Origin of the sequence: Exiguobacterium sp. s138, assembly GCF_018618775.1 — a bacterium.
In the GTDB taxonomy this organism is placed as follows: domain Bacteria; phylum Bacillota; class Bacilli; order Exiguobacteriales; family Exiguobacteriaceae; genus Exiguobacterium_A; species Exiguobacterium_A artemiae.
This window is the reverse complement of record NZ_JACSMW010000003.1, coordinates 492,374-508,662: the sequence shown is the minus strand read 5'-3', so window position 1 is coordinate 508,662 and position 16,289 is coordinate 492,374. Positions and strand designations below refer to the sequence as shown.

The 16,289-nt window shown below is 48.8% G+C and carries 17 protein-coding genes and 3 riboswitches; of the genes, 12 read left to right on the top strand and 5 right to left on the bottom strand.

The annotated features are described in order from the left end of the window. Positions 1 to 52 precede the first annotated feature (52 nt). The gene (locus tag KNP91_RS09715) at positions 53 to 562 is read right to left on the bottom strand and encodes a DUF2529 family protein (RefSeq protein ID WP_012371597.1); all 510 of its coding nucleotides are present in this window, start codon (positions 560 to 562) and stop codon (positions 53 to 55) included. 94 nt (positions 563 to 656) lie between these two features. Here KNP91_RS09715 and KNP91_RS09710 point away from each other — a divergent pair, with 94 nt between their 5' ends. The 5 genes from KNP91_RS09710 to glpX all read left to right on the top strand — a co-directional run bounded on the left by KNP91_RS09710 (position 657) and on the right by glpX (position 5,102). Continuing rightward, on the top strand, positions 657 to 1,031 hold the full coding sequence (locus KNP91_RS09710) for a response regulator (protein WP_214765439.1): 375 nt from the start codon (positions 657 to 659) through the stop codon (positions 1,029 to 1,031). Between the two features lie 132 nt (positions 1,032 to 1,163). Further along, the gene (gene fba / locus KNP91_RS09705) at positions 1,164 to 2,018 is read left to right on the top strand and encodes a class II fructose-1,6-bisphosphate aldolase (protein ID WP_012371595.1); all 855 of its coding nucleotides are present in this window, start codon (positions 1,164 to 1,166) and stop codon (positions 2,016 to 2,018) included. 164 nt (positions 2,019 to 2,182) lie between these two features. Then, positions 2,183 to 2,830, top strand: coding sequence for a fructose-6-phosphate aldolase (gene fsa, locus KNP91_RS09700; protein ID WP_012371594.1), 648 nt, complete (start codon positions 2,183 to 2,185; stop codon positions 2,828 to 2,830). 27 nt (positions 2,831 to 2,857) lie between these two features. Then, a complete protein-coding gene (gene murA / locus KNP91_RS09695; RefSeq protein ID WP_012371593.1) occupies positions 2,858 to 4,105 on the top strand; it encodes a UDP-N-acetylglucosamine 1-carboxyvinyltransferase in 1,248 nt (415 codons plus the stop codon). 31 nt (positions 4,106 to 4,136) lie between these two features. Further along, entirely contained in the window at positions 4,137 to 5,102 is a 966-nt protein-coding gene (gene glpX / locus KNP91_RS09690) for a class II fructose-bisphosphatase (protein ID WP_214765437.1), read from the top strand. A gap of 597 nt (positions 5,103 to 5,699) precedes the next feature. On the opposite strand, the gene KNP91_RS09685 is transcribed toward glpX, so the two are convergent. Both KNP91_RS09685 and KNP91_RS09680 read right to left on the bottom strand, forming a co-directional pair. After that, complete coding sequence (locus tag KNP91_RS09685; RefSeq protein WP_214765435.1) at positions 5,700 to 6,470, bottom strand: SDR family NAD(P)-dependent oxidoreductase; 771 nt, start codon at positions 6,468 to 6,470, stop codon at positions 5,700 to 5,702. 72 nt (positions 6,471 to 6,542) lie between these two features. Further along, positions 6,543 to 7,226: a C40 family peptidase gene (locus tag KNP91_RS09680; RefSeq protein WP_012371590.1), complete on the bottom strand. Its 684-nt coding sequence runs from the start codon at positions 7,224 to 7,226 to the stop codon at positions 6,543 to 6,545. Between the two features lie 361 nt (positions 7,227 to 7,587). Here KNP91_RS09680 and rho point away from each other — a divergent pair, with 361 nt between their 5' ends. Next, positions 7,588 to 8,952 carry a transcription termination factor Rho gene (rho, locus tag KNP91_RS09675; RefSeq protein WP_012371589.1) on the top strand — a complete coding sequence of 455 codons (1,365 nt, stop codon included), beginning with the start codon at positions 7,588 to 7,590 and terminating at the stop codon, positions 8,950 to 8,952. A 97-nt stretch (positions 8,953 to 9,049) separates the two neighbouring features. Continuing rightward, positions 9,050 to 9,295: a type B 50S ribosomal protein L31 gene (locus KNP91_RS09670; RefSeq protein ID WP_012371588.1), complete on the top strand. Its 246-nt coding sequence runs from the start codon at positions 9,050 to 9,052 to the stop codon at positions 9,293 to 9,295. A 35-nt stretch (positions 9,296 to 9,330) separates the two neighbouring features. Here KNP91_RS09670 and KNP91_RS09665 read toward each other — a convergent pair whose 3' ends face one another. After that, on the bottom strand, positions 9,331 to 9,981 hold the full coding sequence (locus KNP91_RS09665; RefSeq protein WP_214849904.1) for a DedA family protein: 651 nt from the start codon (positions 9,979 to 9,981) through the stop codon (positions 9,331 to 9,333). Positions 9,982 to 10,158: 177 nt separating this feature from the next. Between KNP91_RS09665 and KNP91_RS09660 the strand changes: the two genes are divergently transcribed. Continuing rightward, positions 10,159 to 10,779: a thymidine kinase gene (locus KNP91_RS09660; protein WP_012371586.1), complete on the top strand. Its 621-nt coding sequence runs from the start codon at positions 10,159 to 10,161 to the stop codon at positions 10,777 to 10,779. Positions 10,780 to 10,842: 63 nt separating this feature from the next. Here KNP91_RS09660 and KNP91_RS09655 read toward each other — a convergent pair whose 3' ends face one another. Next, complete coding sequence (locus KNP91_RS09655; RefSeq protein ID WP_251135973.1) at positions 10,843 to 11,601, bottom strand: alpha/beta hydrolase; 759 nt, start codon at positions 11,599 to 11,601, stop codon at positions 10,843 to 10,845. A gap of 62 nt (positions 11,602 to 11,663) precedes the next feature. Beyond that, positions 11,664 to 11,767, bottom strand: a riboswitch (SAM riboswitch). Between the two features lie 249 nt (positions 11,768 to 12,016). Beyond that, positions 12,017 to 12,120, top strand: a riboswitch (SAM riboswitch). Between the two features lie 86 nt (positions 12,121 to 12,206). Here KNP91_RS09655 and KNP91_RS09650 point away from each other — a divergent pair. Genes KNP91_RS09650 through KNP91_RS09635 form a run of 4 tightly spaced genes read left to right on the top strand, consistent with a single transcriptional unit; the run spans position 12,207 to position 15,968 of the window. Further along, complete coding sequence (locus tag KNP91_RS09650; RefSeq protein ID WP_214765431.1) at positions 12,207 to 13,238, top strand: methionine ABC transporter ATP-binding protein; 1,032 nt, start codon at positions 12,207 to 12,209, stop codon at positions 13,236 to 13,238. Beyond that, complete coding sequence (locus KNP91_RS09645) at positions 13,228 to 13,878, top strand: methionine ABC transporter permease (RefSeq protein ID WP_214765429.1); 651 nt, start codon at positions 13,228 to 13,230, stop codon at positions 13,876 to 13,878. The genes KNP91_RS09650 and KNP91_RS09645 overlap by 11 nt, the downstream gene beginning before the upstream one ends. A 30-nt stretch (positions 13,879 to 13,908) precedes the next feature. Further along, on the top strand, positions 13,909 to 14,730 hold the full coding sequence (locus KNP91_RS09640) for a MetQ/NlpA family ABC transporter substrate-binding protein (protein ID WP_034770134.1): 822 nt from the start codon (positions 13,909 to 13,911) through the stop codon (positions 14,728 to 14,730). 26 nt (positions 14,731 to 14,756) lie between these two features. Next, positions 14,757 to 15,968, top strand: coding sequence for a M20 family metallopeptidase (locus KNP91_RS09635; protein WP_214849902.1), 1,212 nt, complete (start codon positions 14,757 to 14,759; stop codon positions 15,966 to 15,968). Positions 15,969 to 16,125: 157 nt separating this feature from the next. Next, a riboswitch (FMN riboswitch) is annotated at positions 16,126 to 16,270 on the top strand. The last annotated feature ends 19 nt before the right edge of the window (positions 16,271 to 16,289 follow it).

Genomic DNA, 16,289 nt, shown 5'->3' with positions numbered 1-16,289 from the left:
GTTTCCAAATCGGAGACAGGGTTGTTTAGTTTATTACTATAGAAGAAAAGCGTCATTCCCACTCTTCCGTCATCTCTTGTAACTGTGTCAAAATATGCGTCAACAGGAAGGCACCCAGTGCCAGACTCGGCAAACCATGACGGGAACCGTCCTCAGCCGGAAGCAATCCTTTATCGAATTTCAGAGCGAGCGGTGCAATCGACCGTTCGAGTGTTTCCGTCACATCACCAAGTGTGATGATTGAATACGGCGTATGCCATGCATCATAGCGGGCAAGTGACGCGAGTAGATCGGACCGTTCCGTATCCGGTGTGAAAATCAACACCCGGTCGACGGCATGCAACGTTTTATGATCCTTAATTTTCGTGACACGCTTCATCTGGTCCGGACCGTCGGACAGCATCGGATACAGTCCTTCAAACTCGCCGTAGGCATCGAGATAGACTTTTCCTTGACCGACGAGTGCCTGCGCAAGCAGACGGACGACATCGAATAATTCGTCTTCCTGTTTTGTAAGCGTTTGTAGTTTTCCGTTGAATTGTGTCGCTAAAATTTTCAGCATTTCTAACATCCTTTCTAAATTTCTCTCACACACAGTATATAGCAAGTTTTGCTTTCATGTAGAATGGAAATAACTATGAGGAGGAGTGTGGGAGATGAAAGGAAGATTACTCATCGCGGAAGATGAACCGGGGATTCGGAATTTACTGGCACAATTGTTTCGGGCGCAAGGATATACGACCGATGTCGCCGTCGATGGTCTTGAGACGATTGAACGGCTCAAGGAGACGGAATACGATTTGTTATTGATGGATGTCAACATGCCGGGGCGGACCGGTCTTGAAGTCCTGCGTCATCAGGATGAGGTCGGACGACGGATCCGCACGATTCTGATGACCGCTTTAGACGAAAAAGAAGCGATGGATGAAGCGAAACGACTCGGTGTCGTTGCCTTCTTCGGCAAGCCGTTCGACATCTTTGAATTAAAAAAAGAAGTGACTGTGCAAATTTCGAACGATGTAAGCGGTTAATCATTCACGTCGTCGTCACAATCCTAAATTCGGAGTGAAATGCTGTACGTTCCGGTGAATCAGTGTGTTATAATCAGTCTGAAAATGCACGTTTACGTGTAAGTAGCGATCAAAACAGAGGAGGATGTCATTATGCCATTAGTATCTATGACAGACATGTTAAACAAAGCTCTCGAAGGTAAGTACGCAGTAGGTCAATTCAACATCAACAACCTCGAGTGGACTCAAGCAGTACTCGGTGCAGCTCAAGAAGAGCAGTCACCGGTTATTCTTGGAGTATCTGAAGGTGCAGCACGTCACATGGGCGGATTCTACACTGTTGTTAAAATGGTAGAAGGTCTCGTTCACGACATGAAAGTAACAGTTCCTGTTGCAATCCACCTCGACCACGGTTCGAGCGTTGAAAAATGTAAAGAAGCGATCGACGCTGGATTTACATCTGTAATGATCGACGATTCACATAGTCCGATCGACACAAACATCGAAACAACAAAAGCTGTTGTTGAGTATGCGCATTCGAAAGGTGTTTCAGTAGAAGCGGAAGTTGGTACAGTTGGCGGACAAGAAGACGACGTCATCGGTGATGTCATGTACGCGAAACTTGACGACTGCGTTCGTATCGTCAAAGAAACTGGTATCGACACGCTTGCTCCTGCACTCGGTTCTGTTCACGGACCATACAAAGGTGAACCAAACCTTGGTTTCACTGAAATGGAAGAAATCCGTAACGCAACAAACCTTCCACTCGTTCTTCACGGTGGAACAGGAATCCCGACACACGATATCGAAAAAGCAATTTCGCTTGGTACTTCGAAAATCAACGTCAACACGGAAAACCAAATTTCGTTCGCGAAAGTGGTTCGTGAAGTCTTGGCTGAGAAACCAGAAGCATATGACCCACGCGTATTCATCGCACCAGGTCGCGAAGCAATCAAACAAACTGTCATCGGTAAGATGCGTGAGTTCGGTTCAAGCAACAAAGCTTAATTTTCCATGCCTAAAGCACGGTAGACACTCGTCTATCGTGCTTTTTTTCATCTAAATCAGCAGATTGTTTTGGAAAACGTTAGGACTTCTCACCGAAAAAATTTATAATGGAGGAGTAAGCGATTTCAAGGGATACTTTAAGGGATGAAAGGGGAAAGAGAGAGATGAGATTTTTTATCGACACAGCAAACGTAGAGGATATTAAAAAAGCACATAAAATGGGGATTTTAGATGGGGTTACGACAAACCCGTCACTCGTCGCAAAAGAAGGCGTCGATTTCCATACACGACTGCGCGAAATCTGTGAGATCGTCGGAGACGTCTCAGTCAGCGCTGAAGTCATTGCCCTCGATGCAGAAGGAATGATTCGGGAAGGGAAGGAACTTGCTCAGATTGCACCTAACATTACGGTAAAGGTTCCGATGACACCGGCAGGACTTGAGGCTGTTGCAGCACTTTCAAAAGAAAACATCACGACGAACGTCACGTTGATCTTCAATCCGAACCAGGCCTTGCTTGCGGCACGTGCCGGCGCGACATACGTATCGCCGTTCCTCGGTCGTCTGGATGATATCGGGCAAGACGGAATGGGGCTTGTCGAAACGATTGCCCAAATCTTCGTCATTCATGATATTCCGACACAAATCATCGCGGCTTCTGTTCGTAATCCGGTTCACGTCACGAATGCGGCGCTCGCTGGAGCAGACATTGCGACGATTCCGCTTAATGTCATTGAATCACTGACGCAACACCCGTTAACGACGCAGGGAATCGAACGTTTCCTGGCTGACTGGGAAAAAGCGCAGCAATAACAGATTGTAGAGAAAGGTTGATGGAATGTGGACATTTTGCATATCGTAGGACAACAACGTCTTGAAGGAACCGTCATGATCAGTGGATCGAAACAGAGTGCGATTCCGTGTCTCGCGGCAGCACTGCTGACCAATCAACAGGTCATTCTTGAGGGGGTACCGGACATTGGCGATGTCGCGACGATGATCCAAATCATTGAGATGCTTGGAGCCGTCGTAACACGTCAAGGCGATATGGTGACGATTGACCCGAGTCATGTCGAACCGATGCCGCTCACAGGGACAGATACACGAAAATTACGTGGATCCATTTATCTGATGAGTGTTCTCGCGGCGCGATTCAAACAGGGGGTCGTCGGTCTGCCCGGTGGTTATGCCATCGGTCCTCGACCGATTGATTTACACATCAAGGCACTGGAACGACTCGGTGTCGAGATGCGAAATGAACAAGGGGTTTACTACATGAACGTCGAAGAGTTGAAGGGAAACCGGATTTATCTGGACCTTCCTTCATTCGGTGCGACCATTAGTGCCTTGCTGGTCGCTGTCATGGCGGAAGGAACGACGGTCATTGAAAATGCAGCGTGTGATCCGGAAGTCATCGACGTGAGTACGATGTTGACGAACATGGGTGCGAGTGTCAAAGGTGCAGGGACCGATGAGATTCGAATCAAAGGCGTCGAGACGCTTCAAGGATGCCGTCATACGTTAATTCCGGATCGGATGGAAGCAGGGACGTTCCTGGCAATGGGAGCCGTCCTCGGCCGCGTGACGGTTGATAACGTCATTCCGTTACATCTTGAAAGCATCATTCAAAAGTTGGAACGGTTCGGGGCTAAAATCGAGTTGGCGGATGATTCGGTCACAGCGTCCATCGATATGGCGAAACCGATTGATATTCGTGTCTTTCATTACGGAGGATTTCCGAGTGATCTGCAACCGGTCATTTCGGCTGTCCTGTTGAAACCCAAAGGCGCAAGTGTCGTCGTCGACAAGCTGTATCCGCAACGTTTCCGGCATGTCCAGGAAATGCGGCGCCTGAATGCACGGATTACCCACGAAGACGCTTCAATCATCATCCGCGGCGGTGAAGCATTGCGCGGTACTGAAATTGAAGCCCATGATCCACGTGGTGCCGCGGCACTCGTATTAAGTGGAATGCTTGCTTCCGGTGAAACGTTATTACACCATGCAGAAGTACTTGATCAAAGCTACGAACGGTTTGACGAGAAGTTAAAAGGACTCGGCGCTCTTGTTTGGCGCGAAACGGTTTAAGGTTTTCAGTTAGGGAGAGGGGATTATACACATGGAGAGAAGTTTATCAATGGAACTCGTACGCGTAACAGAGGCAGCAGCACTGGCTTCGGCACGCTGGATGGGGAAGGGCTTGAAAAACGAGGCGGATGATGCAGCAACCAGCGCCATGCGTGATGTATTTGATACGATCCCGATGAAAGGAACAGTCGTCATCGGCGAAGGGGAAATGGATGAGGCACCGATGCTGTATATCGGTGAGAAACTCGGAAATGGATACGGACCGCGTCTTGATGTCGCAGTTGATCCGCTTGAGGGAACGAACATCGTTGCCAAAGGAACATGGGGTGCACTCGCAGTTCTTGCAGTCGCAGATGCCGGTGATTTGTTACACGCACCGGATATGTACATGGATAAAATTGCGGTCGGACCGGAAGCAGCGGGACATATCAGCTTGGATGCGACAATCGAAGAAAACATCGCTGCAGTCGCAAAAGCGAAAAACAAAGAAATCGAAGACGTCGTCGTCTCGATTCTTGACCGGGAACGCCATGAAGAAATCATTCAACGTATTCGCGCAACAGGGGCACGGATTCGTCTGATTGGTGACGGAGATGTCGCAGCAGCTATCAATACGGCTTTCCCGCATACAGGGATCGATATTCTACTCGGTTCAGGCGGAGCGCCGGAGGGTGTTCTGGCAGCCGTTGCTTTAAAATGTCTCGGCGGGGAACTTCAAGGCCGACTCTTACCGGCAGATGAAGCGGAAGTCGCACGATGCAAGAAGATGGGGATTGAAGACCCGTCGAAAATCCTCATGATGGATGACCTTGTCACGGGTGATGACTGTATCTTTGCAGCAACCGGTGTCACGGACAGTGAGTTGATGAAAGGTGTTCAATTTAGCGCGCAAGGCGGTCAAACACACTCTGTCGTCATGCGGGCGAAATCGGGAACGGTTCGTTTTGTCGAAGGGATTCATTCGTTCAAGAAAAAACCAAAGCTCGTTATTAAGTAATCGGCATTGCAAGCTTATCCAAAAGAATCTACGTTTTCTTCACCCGCTTTCCTCGGGCGAGACACAAGCCGCGCCTACTTTGTCCAAATGGACAAGTAGTCGGGTCTTGTTTGTCTCTGACAGCGCGGAAAAACTGCGCTTTTTCCCGTAGGAGTCGAGTGAAGAACGTCATTCTTTTTAAATCGATGATGTATTGCACAAGGGAGATGGATTTTCGTAAATTCGAAAATCCACCTCCCTTTTTTGCATGCAGAGAGTAAAAGATTTCGTTTGAAATGCTTGGTGGTGCATTGAACTTCCCTGTCCGAGAAAACAGAGCTGACTCAAACGTCAGTCTTTACAAAGATGAGGGTGGCAGATTATTATTCTGCCACCCTCATTCCGTTTAAACAGGGATCACTTGCTTCACGCCACTTCTACAAGAAAAAGCAGCGAGCTTGCGCTGTCAGAGACAAACAAGACCCGGTTTCCTGCCTGGATGAGGCAGGCTGGCTTGTGTCTCGCCTGAGGAAAGGGCGTGAAAAGACGAGGGATCTCTGTTTGAGTCAACCTTGTTTGATTATTGTATGCCGGAACTGTTTGTCGCAAGAAACTCTATTAATGATTGGCCGGAGCCTGCAACTGATGTGTCATCTGAACGAGTTTCCGGCGGGAGAAGAAACGGGTCATGAAGACATACACCGCATTGCTGCGACCGGGGATGACAAGCGTTTTTCCCTTCATGTATCCGGTGAACGAGAGTTGCGCGACGGTTGATGCGTCCATGATGCCGGGGCGCTTGAACAATCCGGACGCTGCAAGATCGGCAGTTTTGGCAAAATCCGTATGCGTGGCTCCCGGACAAACAGCTGTCACCTGAATATTGTAAGGGGCGAGCTCGTCTGCCAAAGCTTCCGAGAAACTGAGGACGTACGCTTTTGTCGCATAATAGACGCTCATCAAAGGACCGCCGTGAAAAGACGAGGTCGAAGCAATCTGAATGATCCGTCCGCCACCCTGTATTTTCATTCGCCGGGCAAAAGCTTTCGTCAAATGTGTCAGTGCCCGGATATTGACGTCAATCATATTGAGTTCGCGTGCTAAATCCGTCTCGATGAATTCCCCGTACAGACCAAACCCGGCATTGTTGATTAAAATATCGACCGGAGTGTTCTCTGTCGCACGTAACAGGGCTTTAATTTGAAGCGATTGCCCGATATCATATGGAAGCACGACGGCAGATCCACCGCGTTGTTCGACAAAGTGTTTCGTTTCGAAAAGTTGTTCGGCGTTCCGTCCGACCAGTAACAGATGATCTCCCTGTTCCGCATGCAGATAAGCCAGTTCGCGACCGATTCCGGCAGATGCGCCGGTGATTAATACGTTCATGACATGTCCTCCTTAGATAATCGGGTAGAAAAAAAGCGATCGAGCCGATGCTCAACCGCTTGGTAATTTCAATTATAGGTATGAACCCGCGCCGACAAGGCGTGAACCCCAGTAACCTGATTTGAAGCTAGAGTATTTAACGCCGCCTGTTTCTGAGTTAACCATGCTTGTTTTGCTTGTTGCCATACCGACGTGCTGAATGCCGCTACCGTGTGAGAAGAAAACAAGATCTCCAGGTTGAACGTTTGAAACACTTACTTTTCTAGAAGAAGCATATTGTGAAGAAGACGTACGTGGCAATGTTTTGCCTGCTGCTTTTTTGTAGACGTAGCTTGTGAAACCAGAGCAGTCAAATCCACGAGTTGTCGTTCCGCCCCATACATAAGGAGTTCCTTTATGTTTTGCTGCTTCGCTGAGAAGGCGTGTACGTGTTGAAGATGAAGTTGTTGATTTTTTAGCCGTTGAAGTAGAAGACTTATATGTTTTCGTATACTGTGTCGAAACGTAACGTGTTTTCCCACCGTATGAAATTTTAGTCCAGCTGCCTGATTTACCTTTGTATGTAAATGTTTGGCCTGCGTTTACTTTACCAACGATGCTTGCTTTTGTAGAAGGGCCCGTACGAACACGTAATCCGCTGTCTGTGATCTTAACTTTAGTTACTGTAGAAGCTGCTTCAACCTTACCTGTTCCCACTGATGCAAATCCTGAAACCACTAATGCTGCTGTCGCGACCGATGCTAGAAAACGTTTCATATGTGAAATCCTCCATGTCATTTTAAAGTAGTTTTGAAAACCGAGTTATATGATGTATCTCATTAAGTGTTTGTTTAAGCAGTATGCCTTACAACTGTGTAAGTTTTTCTCTGCACGATTATCTTAGCATGCGGATACATGAAAACGTTTTTTCAGTTCCGCTACAAAACATGACGTTTTTGTAACATAATTGCAATAATATACTCGAATATTACAAAGAAGAAATTCCCATTTCTTAAATCACGACGAAATGGATGAAATGTGATACCTTTAATTCACGAAGAATTTGCAACATGATCTTTTGCACCATGAAGAAGACATCCTTTGCTCCTGAATTTATACGAAGAATAGGTGAATGCATATGCCAACTGAAAAAACTGACAAACCAGAACGTTCCTATACACTTGCTCAACTCAGTAACCTGACATTAAAAGATTTATATGAGATCGCTAAAACAAAAAACGTACCGCAGTACCGTGAGGCTCGTAAGCGCGAATTGATGTTCAAGATTCTTAAAGCGCAGGCAGAATCCACCGGTCTTTATTTCCTCGAGGGGGTACTCGAAGTCATCCCCGGAAACCCACAAATGCAAAATGACGGCGGCTTCGGCTTCCTTCGTCCTATCAACTACTCGCAATCCTCTGAAGACATCTATATCGCCGCTTCACAAATCCGCCGCTTTAATCTCCGTAACGGAGACGTCGTGACTGGGAAAGTTCGTCCGCCAAAAGAAAATGAACGGTTCCAAGGCTTATTAAGTGTGGAAGCCGTCAATGGAGAAGCGCCGGATACAGCCCGGAACCGTCTGTTCTTCCCGGCATTGACACCAATCTATCCGGATCGCCTGATGCGTCTTGAGACAGAACCGCGTCATTTGTCGGTCCGGGTGATGGATATGATTGCCCCGGTCGGATTTGGCCAACGCGGTTTGATTGTCGCGCCGCCAAAAGCAGGTAAGACTTCTCTATTAAAAGAAATCGCCAATTCAATCCAGGTGAATCATCCGGATGTTGAATTGATTATTCTGTTGATTGACGAACGGCCGGAAGAAGTGACGGACATCGAACGTTCTGTCCCTGGAGCGGATGTCGTCAGCTCAACGTTTGACGAAACACCGGACAACCACGTTCGGATTTCGGAACTTGTGTTGGAGCGGGCGATGCGTCTCGTCGAGCATAAAAAAGATGTCGTTATTTTAATGGATTCGATTACACGTTTGACGCGTGCTTACAACTTAACGGTTCCGCAAAGCGGACGGACGTTGTCCGGGGGGATTGACCCGGCAGCCTTCCACAAACCAAAACGCTTTTTCGGTGCAGCCCGGAATATCGAACACGGCGGCAGTCTGACGATTCTCGCGACGGCACTCGTCGAAACCGGTTCACGGATGGATGATGTCATCTATGAAGAGTTTAAAGGAACTGGAAACATGGAACTGCATCTGGACCGGAAATTATCCGAGCGCCGGATTTTCCCGGCCATCGATATCCGGAAATCCGGAACACGGAAAGAAGAGTTGCTGTTACCGAAGGAACAACTGGATGCCTTATGGACGATCCGCCGGACGATGAACGAGTCCAATGAGTTCGTCGACAGCTTCTTACGCAAGATCCGGGATACAAAAAATAACGAAGAATTTTTCGTTGAACTGGAGAAAGAAAAGAAGAAACCCGTCCGGCGTGCGCCTGTGAAGCCACGTGTGACGAAAACCGATACAACGACTTGAAAATAGGTATTGCGGGGCATGAAAAAATCGTTTAGTATAGGAAGGTAACTTACTCTGGCTCAGCAAATGAACCAGGGCGGAAGGAGAGAAAACAACCATGAAACAAGGAATTCACCCAAACTACAACAAAGTTGTATTTATGGACTCAACTACTGAGTACAAATTCTTGACTGGTTCTACACGTTCTTCGAACGAGACAATCACTTGGGAAGATGGAAACGAGTACCCACTCATCCGTGTGGATGTGTCTTCGGACTCGCACCCATTCTACACTGGTCGTCAAAAGTTCAACGCTGCAGACGGTCGTGTCGATCGCTTCAACAAAAAATACGGCCGCAAGTAATTGCGACTTCAGTATTAAAAAACAGCCTGTCTCCTTCACTGGAGCAGGCTGTTTTTGTATAGGCTGAATTTGGCACGGTACGTCAGGTACGTCTTCAGAACGAAGGACAGACCGATTGCACCCGTAGCACCGACGAGGTACGGCAGTGTCTCCGGATTGTTCGCGAAATGTTCGAACAGTAGACTGAAGGAAAAATGACGTCCTAAAAAATATCCGGCTCCTAAAAAAACACTGATCCAAATGAGAGCACCTGTATACGCATAGGTGACGAAGATCCGGAACGGCATTTTCGAGACACCGGCAAAAAAGGCGGACAACTGTCGAAGGCCCGGTATGTAATAACCAATGATTAAGACGGTTTTTCCGTAACGTAAAAATCCAGCTTCGGCTTTAAAGATATGTTTTTCAGAAATCCGTAATTTCGGAGCCATTCGATGCAGTAACGGCATTCCGAGCTTCAAACCGAGCACGTAGCTGATCGTCATACCGATGCAACTGCCGGCATAGGCGGCAAGAATCGTTCCGATGAGCGGTAAATCACCGTGATGCATCCAAAATCCTGACATGACGAGTAATGTCTCGTCCGGAACCGGAAGACCGACGATTCCACCGGCCAGAAGAATTGCGAGTCCGAACGCTCCATATTGCTGGAGGACTTCATGTAATATGTGATGAATCGGAGTCACCTTCCTTCAAAGAAACTTCTCTTTCAGTGTACAGGAAATACATACCAGTTGAAATGAGAAGATGAAGAAAGTGGCGAATTTGGCAAGGGTTTTTGATTTTTAGAAGTCAATCCTTTTTCTCAATTTAGATTCGGGCTATACTCGTTAAAGTGACTAATTTAGAGGACGGTGTTTACGATGATGCATGTGATCAATCAATATGGTTGGATTGAAGTGATTTGCGGAAGTATGTTTTCCGGCAAGTCGGAAGAACTGATCCGTCGTGTCAGACGGGCACAGTATGGAAAGTTACCGGTTCAAGTGTTCAAGCCGGCAATCGATGACCGGTATCATGAGGAACACGTCGTGTCGCACGTCGGCAATTCGGTCATCGCGATTCCGATGGCGACGAGCCGTGATGTCTATGCAGCAGTGGCGGAAGAGACGCAAATCGTCGCAATTGACGAAGTTCAATTTTTTGACGATGAGATTGTCGCCGTCATCGAAGCACTAGCTCAAGATGGCAAACGCGTCATTTGTGCAGGCCTCGATCAAGATTTTCGGGCAGAACCATTCGGCAAGATGCCTGAATTATTGGCACGCGCAGAATTCGTGACGAAATTACAGGCGATTTGTCTGTCGTGCGGCGATCCGGCATCGCGGACCCAACGATTGATTGACGGAAAACCGGCCAACTACAATGATCCGATCATTCTGGTCGGGGCGTCTGAGTCCTATGAACCACGTTGCCGCCATTGCCACCAAGTACCGGGGAAACCACAACCGTTGCAGGAATGGAAAAAGCAACAACATAATTAAGCAATACAAAAAAGCGAACGATTCCCGGCAGTCAGGCCGAAGAATCGTTCGCTTTTTTGGGGTTCAGCCGGTCTGTGTCAAGTGGCTGAACTGTTCGACGAACTGCAGCGTTTCGCGGACAATCGTTTTTTGGTCGTGGTCAAGCGTTGCGACGTGGTAGGAGTCAAGCAGACAGTAACTGCGCTTATCTGCTGCACCAATCGTCCGGTACAAATAATCCGAACAGATCGGTGGGACGACATGATCCTCGGCAGAATATAAAATAAGCGTCGGAATTTGAATCGTCGCGAGGTGTGATCGCGTCTCCTCAATCAATCGTAACAGTTCCGAAGCGCAGACGGCGGGGACAAGATCATAGATGATTTCAAAAGCCGACTGTTTGATATCAGGGACACTTTCCGGAAGATAGACCGGACAATCGGTGAACGACAAGGCTTCGTAGGCAGGGACGGACAAGGCGGCATTGATGGTGATGATTCCTGCGACCGGGAGTCCTTCAGCGGCAAGTGACAGGGCAAGTGTCGCGCCCATCGATTGGCCGACGATGAAGACGGATTCGCATCGTCCCGCCAATTGTTCAAAGCCGTCCCGGACGCTCTGCTTCCAGTCATCGGCCGTCGCCGCTTCGAATTCTCGCAGATCCGTCCCATGCCCGTGCAGGCGTGGCGCATGGACGGAAAAACCGTGTGCTGCGAACTGTTCTCCTACAGCCCGAACACTTTGCGGCGTTGCATTAAAACCATGACAGAGCAAAATGCCGACGGATCCGCGTCCTAAGGAAAAGGCTTCGGCACCCGGTATAACAGGATAAACCATACTCATCATCTCGTCCTCCATTTCAAAAATAAAAACCCGTTTGGCTTTGGACGCAAACGAGTTTCTCGTGTGTATCATCCAAAGCAATTGCTTTGCTGGTCGGAGCACCTTGCCGATCGGCAGGTTGCCGTGGAGTCCTAGAGCCAGGTCTCTCGTCCACTCTTGATATATCGTATAGGAATTGTCGGATTAATCATTGAGAAGATGATAGCATTGACGGAAAGGGATTGTCAAACTCTCTTTATACGGCGTCGAAGAGCTTTCGGGAATCCGTCCTGTCCCGGGTTGCTGATCGATATGGGCCATATGGTTTATTTTTGAAAATATGGTTGACCTTTAAAAGATCTTTCTGTAGTGTAAAAATTAGTTTTACGACATAAGTTCAACCGGCAACAATACACATATGAATTTCATACCGCAACACTTATCCAGAGAGGTGGAGGGACTGGCCCTACGAAACCTCGGCAACAGACTCATTATGAGCACTGTGCCAATTCCATCAGACAATTGTCTGAGAGATGAGTCGAGTGGATTCTGCCATTGTGCGGATCCAGGTCTCTTCTTGTTTCTTAAGAAGAGACCTTTTTTGTATTTTGAAGGGGGAAAAAGTGGTGATTACATTCAAAAATGTAAAAAAAATCTATGAAACAAATGATCAATCGATTGCTGCGCTGAATGGCGTGGATCTCGAAATCCGAAAAGGCGAAATCTTCGGCGTCATCGGTTTCAGTGGAGCCGGGAAAAGCTCCTTATTACGTTGCGTCAACCTGCTCGAACGGCCGACATCCGGCAGTGTGACGGTCGATGGACAAGATTTGACGACACTGTCGGCGAAGCAGTTACGGGAGGCGAAGCAACACATCGGGATGATTTTTCAGCACTTCAACCTGCTGGATTCGAATACAGTATTTGCGAACGTCGCTAAACCGCTCGTCTTAAAAGGTGTCAAAAAAGATGAGGTCGAGCGGCGGGTCACGGAACTGCTGGAGTTCGTCGACTTGGCGGATAAAGCTGATCACTATCCGGATCAGCTATCAGGCGGACAGAAACAACGGGTCGGGATCGCCCGGGCACTCGCCACCCAGCCATCGGTCCTGTTATGTGACGAAGCGACATCCGCTCTTGATCCGCAAACGACCCAACACATATTGCGTCTGCTGAAACAAATCAATCAGGAATACGGCATTACGATTTTACTGATTACCCATGAGATGGGGGTCATCCGTGAAATCTGTGACCGGGTCGCCGTCATTGAAGCCGGTCAGCTGATTGAATCAGGGACCGTGTTCGATGTCTTCTCGAACCCGCAGACGGCAACGGCGAAAAACTTCGTCCGCTCCGTCATGCAGGATGAGATTCCGGCCTCGGTTCAAAAAGTCATCGATCAACGGGATGCCGGCCATCACATCTACAAAATCAACTTCCTTGGAGCAGGGACGGGACAACCGCTCTTATCGCAGGTCGCAAAACGGTTTGATGTCGATCTCAACATCCTGCACGGCAGCATTACGGAACTGCAAAACATTCCGTTCGGCAGTCTGCTTGTTGAACTGATTGGCGACGCGACGGAAATCAAGCGGGCATTACAATATATCGATCAGTCGGATGTCATCGTCGAGGAGGTGCTCGCAGATGCTAGTTAATTACACGGACATCTGGACTGCTTTTCTGCAGACGTTGACGATGGTTGGACTGTCATTACTCTTTTCGACATTGATTGGTTTACCGCTCGGGATTCTGCTTGTCGTGACACGCAAAGGAGCGTTGCTCGAACGAATTCCGTTCTTCAATGTCCTAAGCGGCATCGTCAATATCTTCCGGTCCGTTCCGTTCATCATTCTGCTCGTGGCAATCATTCCGCTGACCCGTTTAATTGTCGGATCGTCAATCGGAACACAGGCGGCAATCGTTCCGCTCGTCTTTTACGCGGCACCGTACATTGCCCGCCTGATCGAAAGTTCGTTGCTTGAAGTCGATACCGGTGTCCTTGAGGCAGCGGAAGCGATGGGGGCGACACCGTTGCAGACGATTTTCCGTTTTCTGTTGCCGGAAGCGCTCAGCTCGCTTGTTCTGAACCTGACGATTGCGACGATTGGTTTGATCGGCGCATCAGCAATGGCCGGGGCGATTGGTGGCGGTGGACTTGGTGACTTGGCGATTACCTACGGTTACCAACGGTTTGATACGACGGTCATGATCATCACGGTCGGAATTCTCGTCATCTTGGTTCAAGGACTACAGACGACAGGCAATCTGTTGGCACGAAAAATTCGGAGACACTAAAAAAAGAGAGAAAAAAGGGAGAGATGGATGATGAAAAAAGGTTTAGCGATTGGTGCAGCATTAACGACGGTATTGTTTGCGGGATGTGCCGCTTCCGGAGAAGAAGATCAAAAGACGGTCAAGCTCGGGGTCAGCGGTTCTGATACACAAGTCTGGGAATACGTCGCGAAAAAGGCGAAGAAAGAGGGCATCACGATTGAACTCGTCAAGTTCTCCGACTACGTCCAGCCGAACCTCGCCCTGGCGGAAGGGGAAATTGATGCGAACTCCTTCCAGACGGTTTCTTACTTTAACGCCTTCAAAAAAGAACATAAGTTAAAACTGTCGCCAATTGCGACGACGGTCATCGCACCGATGGGAATTTATTCGGATAAGGTCAAGGACGTCAAAGACATTCCGGTCGGCGGAAAGATTGCCGTTCCAAACGAAGCGACGAACATGGGTCGGGCATTGCTGCTGTTGCAGGAAGCCGGCTTGATTAAATTGCCGGATGACTTTGACGGCAACGGATCCGTTGATAAAATCGTCGAGAATCCGAAAAAACTGAAAATTGTCCCGGTCGTGGCCGGTCAGACACCACGCGTTCTGCCGGATGTCTCGGCCTCGATCATCAATAACGGAATCGCGGTCGATGCCGGATTCAACCCGATCAAGGACTCGATTCTCCATGAAAACGAGACGGCAAAACCATACATCAACATCATCGCGACCCGGACGGAAGACAAAGACAAAAAGACGCTTAAGAAAATCGCCTCGCTGTATCAGCAGGACGATGTCGCGGCCTTCATCAAAAAAGAATACAAAGGCAGCACGATTCCAACGTTCGTCCCACTCAGTGACATCGGCGAATAACTAAAAATCCAAAGGAGCTGACCGAAATGACGATTCAGACAAAACGGGAAAACCTGACACAAACGATTGAACAGGATATTGAACAAAAACGCGAGTCTTACCTCGAGACAAGCCACCGGATTCATGCGACACCCGAGATTGGCAATGAAGAATATTTTGCGTCACGCCATCATGCGGAACGACTGACGGCGGAAGGATTTACAGTTGAACTTGGTGTCGCGGGACACGACACGGCGTTTTTGGCCCGGAAGACTTCGGATAAACCGGGAGCGACCATCGCTTTTCTCGCTGAATATGACGCATTACCGGGGATTGGTCATGCGTGCGGTCACAACATCATCGGCACGACGAGTGTCGCGGCAGCAATCGCCCTCAGCAAGGTCATTGATGAAGTCGGCGGCAGTGTCGTCGTTCTCGGGACACCGGCGGAAGAAGGCGGGCCGAACGGCAGTGCGAAAGGCAGTTTCGTCAAACATCATCTGCTGACAGGGATCGACGCGGCCCTGATGGTTCATCCGTCCGGACAGACCCGGATCACCGGTTCGTCACTTGCTGTCGATCCGCTCGATTTTGCCTTTACCGGCAAACCGGCTCACGCGGCGGCATCGCCGGAAGAAGGGATCAATGCGCTTGACGCCGTCATTCAGTTGTTTAACGGGATCAACGCGTTACGTCAACAGTTGCCGAGTGATATCCGGATTCACGGTATCATTACGGATGGCGGAGATGCACCGAACATCATTCCGGAGTACGCGAAGGCCCGTTTCTTTATCCGGGCGACGACGCGGGAACGGTTGAATGCGGTGACGAAGAAAGTCAGAGCTGTTGCTGAAGGAGCGGCTCTAGCGACCGGGGCAACGCTTGAGGTCATCGCCTTCCAAAATGAGGTTGATAACCTGCTGTTCAATCGGACGTTTGACGAGATTTTCCGCGAAGAAGCGACGGCGCTCGGAGAAGATGTCAAGACGGACGAACGGCCGGGACTCGGTTCGACCGATGCCGGAAATATCAGTCAAGTCCTGCCGACGATTCATCCGTATATCAAGATCGGAGCTGATGATTTAGTGGCGCATACCGAAAGTTTCCGGGAGGCGGCAAAATCGGAACAGGGCGACGAAGCTTTGATTACGGGAGCTAAAATTCTGGCGCGGACCGGATTACGCCTGCTGACGGATGATTCATTGCTCGGTACGGTCAAACAGGAGTTTCACGACCGGAAAAACGGTTATTTGACGTAACCGGGACAGACAGAAGTATGGATTTTCCCGCCGGATCTTTTCTTGACCACCGGGCGGGAAAATCATACTTTTTTTCTTGCATCACAAAAAAAGAAAACAAATTCTTTTTTGTATTTTAAAATAACCTGTGCTAGTCTTGACCTGTACAACTGAATAACCAGTTCTTCGAGGTAGGGTGAAAATCCCAACCGGCGGTGATGCGATTTTTAAATCGACGAGCCCGCGACCCATAGTGTACGCACTATGGCTGACTTGGTGTGATTCCAGGGCCGACGGTAAAGTCCGGATGGGAGAAGAACGAAAAAATGTGCTTGAAACCAT

Coding starts and splice junctions, on each gene's coding strand:
- KNP91_RS09715 (WP_012371597.1), bottom strand. CDS start 562: ATGCTGAAAATTTTAGCGACACAATTCAACGGAAAACTACAAACGCTT.
- KNP91_RS09710 (WP_214765439.1), top strand. CDS start 657: ATGAAAGGAAGATTACTCATCGCGGAAGATGAACCGGGGATTCGGAAT.
- fba (WP_012371595.1), top strand. CDS start 1,164: ATGCCATTAGTATCTATGACAGACATGTTAAACAAAGCTCTCGAAGGT.
- fsa (WP_012371594.1), top strand. CDS start 2,183: ATGAGATTTTTTATCGACACAGCAAACGTAGAGGATATTAAAAAAGCA.
- glpX (WP_214765437.1), top strand. CDS start 4,137: ATGGAGAGAAGTTTATCAATGGAACTCGTACGCGTAACAGAGGCAGCA.
- KNP91_RS09685 (WP_214765435.1), bottom strand. CDS start 6,470: ATGAACGTATTAATCACCGGCGCATCTGCCGGAATCGGTCGCGAACTG.
- KNP91_RS09680 (WP_012371590.1), bottom strand. CDS start 7,226: ATGAAACGTTTTCTAGCATCGGTCGCGACAGCAGCATTAGTGGTTTCA.
- rho (WP_012371589.1), top strand. CDS start 7,588: ATGCCAACTGAAAAAACTGACAAACCAGAACGTTCCTATACACTTGCT.
- KNP91_RS09670 (WP_012371588.1), top strand. CDS start 9,050: ATGAAACAAGGAATTCACCCAAACTACAACAAAGTTGTATTTATGGAC.
- KNP91_RS09660 (WP_012371586.1), top strand. CDS start 10,159: ATGATGCATGTGATCAATCAATATGGTTGGATTGAAGTGATTTGCGGA.
- KNP91_RS09655 (WP_251135973.1), bottom strand. CDS start 11,601: ATGAGTATGGTTTATCCTGTTATACCGGGTGCCGAAGCCTTTTCCTTA.
- KNP91_RS09645 (WP_214765429.1), top strand. CDS start 13,228: ATGCTAGTTAATTACACGGACATCTGGACTGCTTTTCTGCAGACGTTG.
- KNP91_RS09640 (WP_034770134.1), top strand. CDS start 13,909: ATGAAAAAAGGTTTAGCGATTGGTGCAGCATTAACGACGGTATTGTTT.
- KNP91_RS09635 (WP_214849902.1), top strand. CDS start 14,757: ATGACGATTCAGACAAAACGGGAAAACCTGACACAAACGATTGAACAG.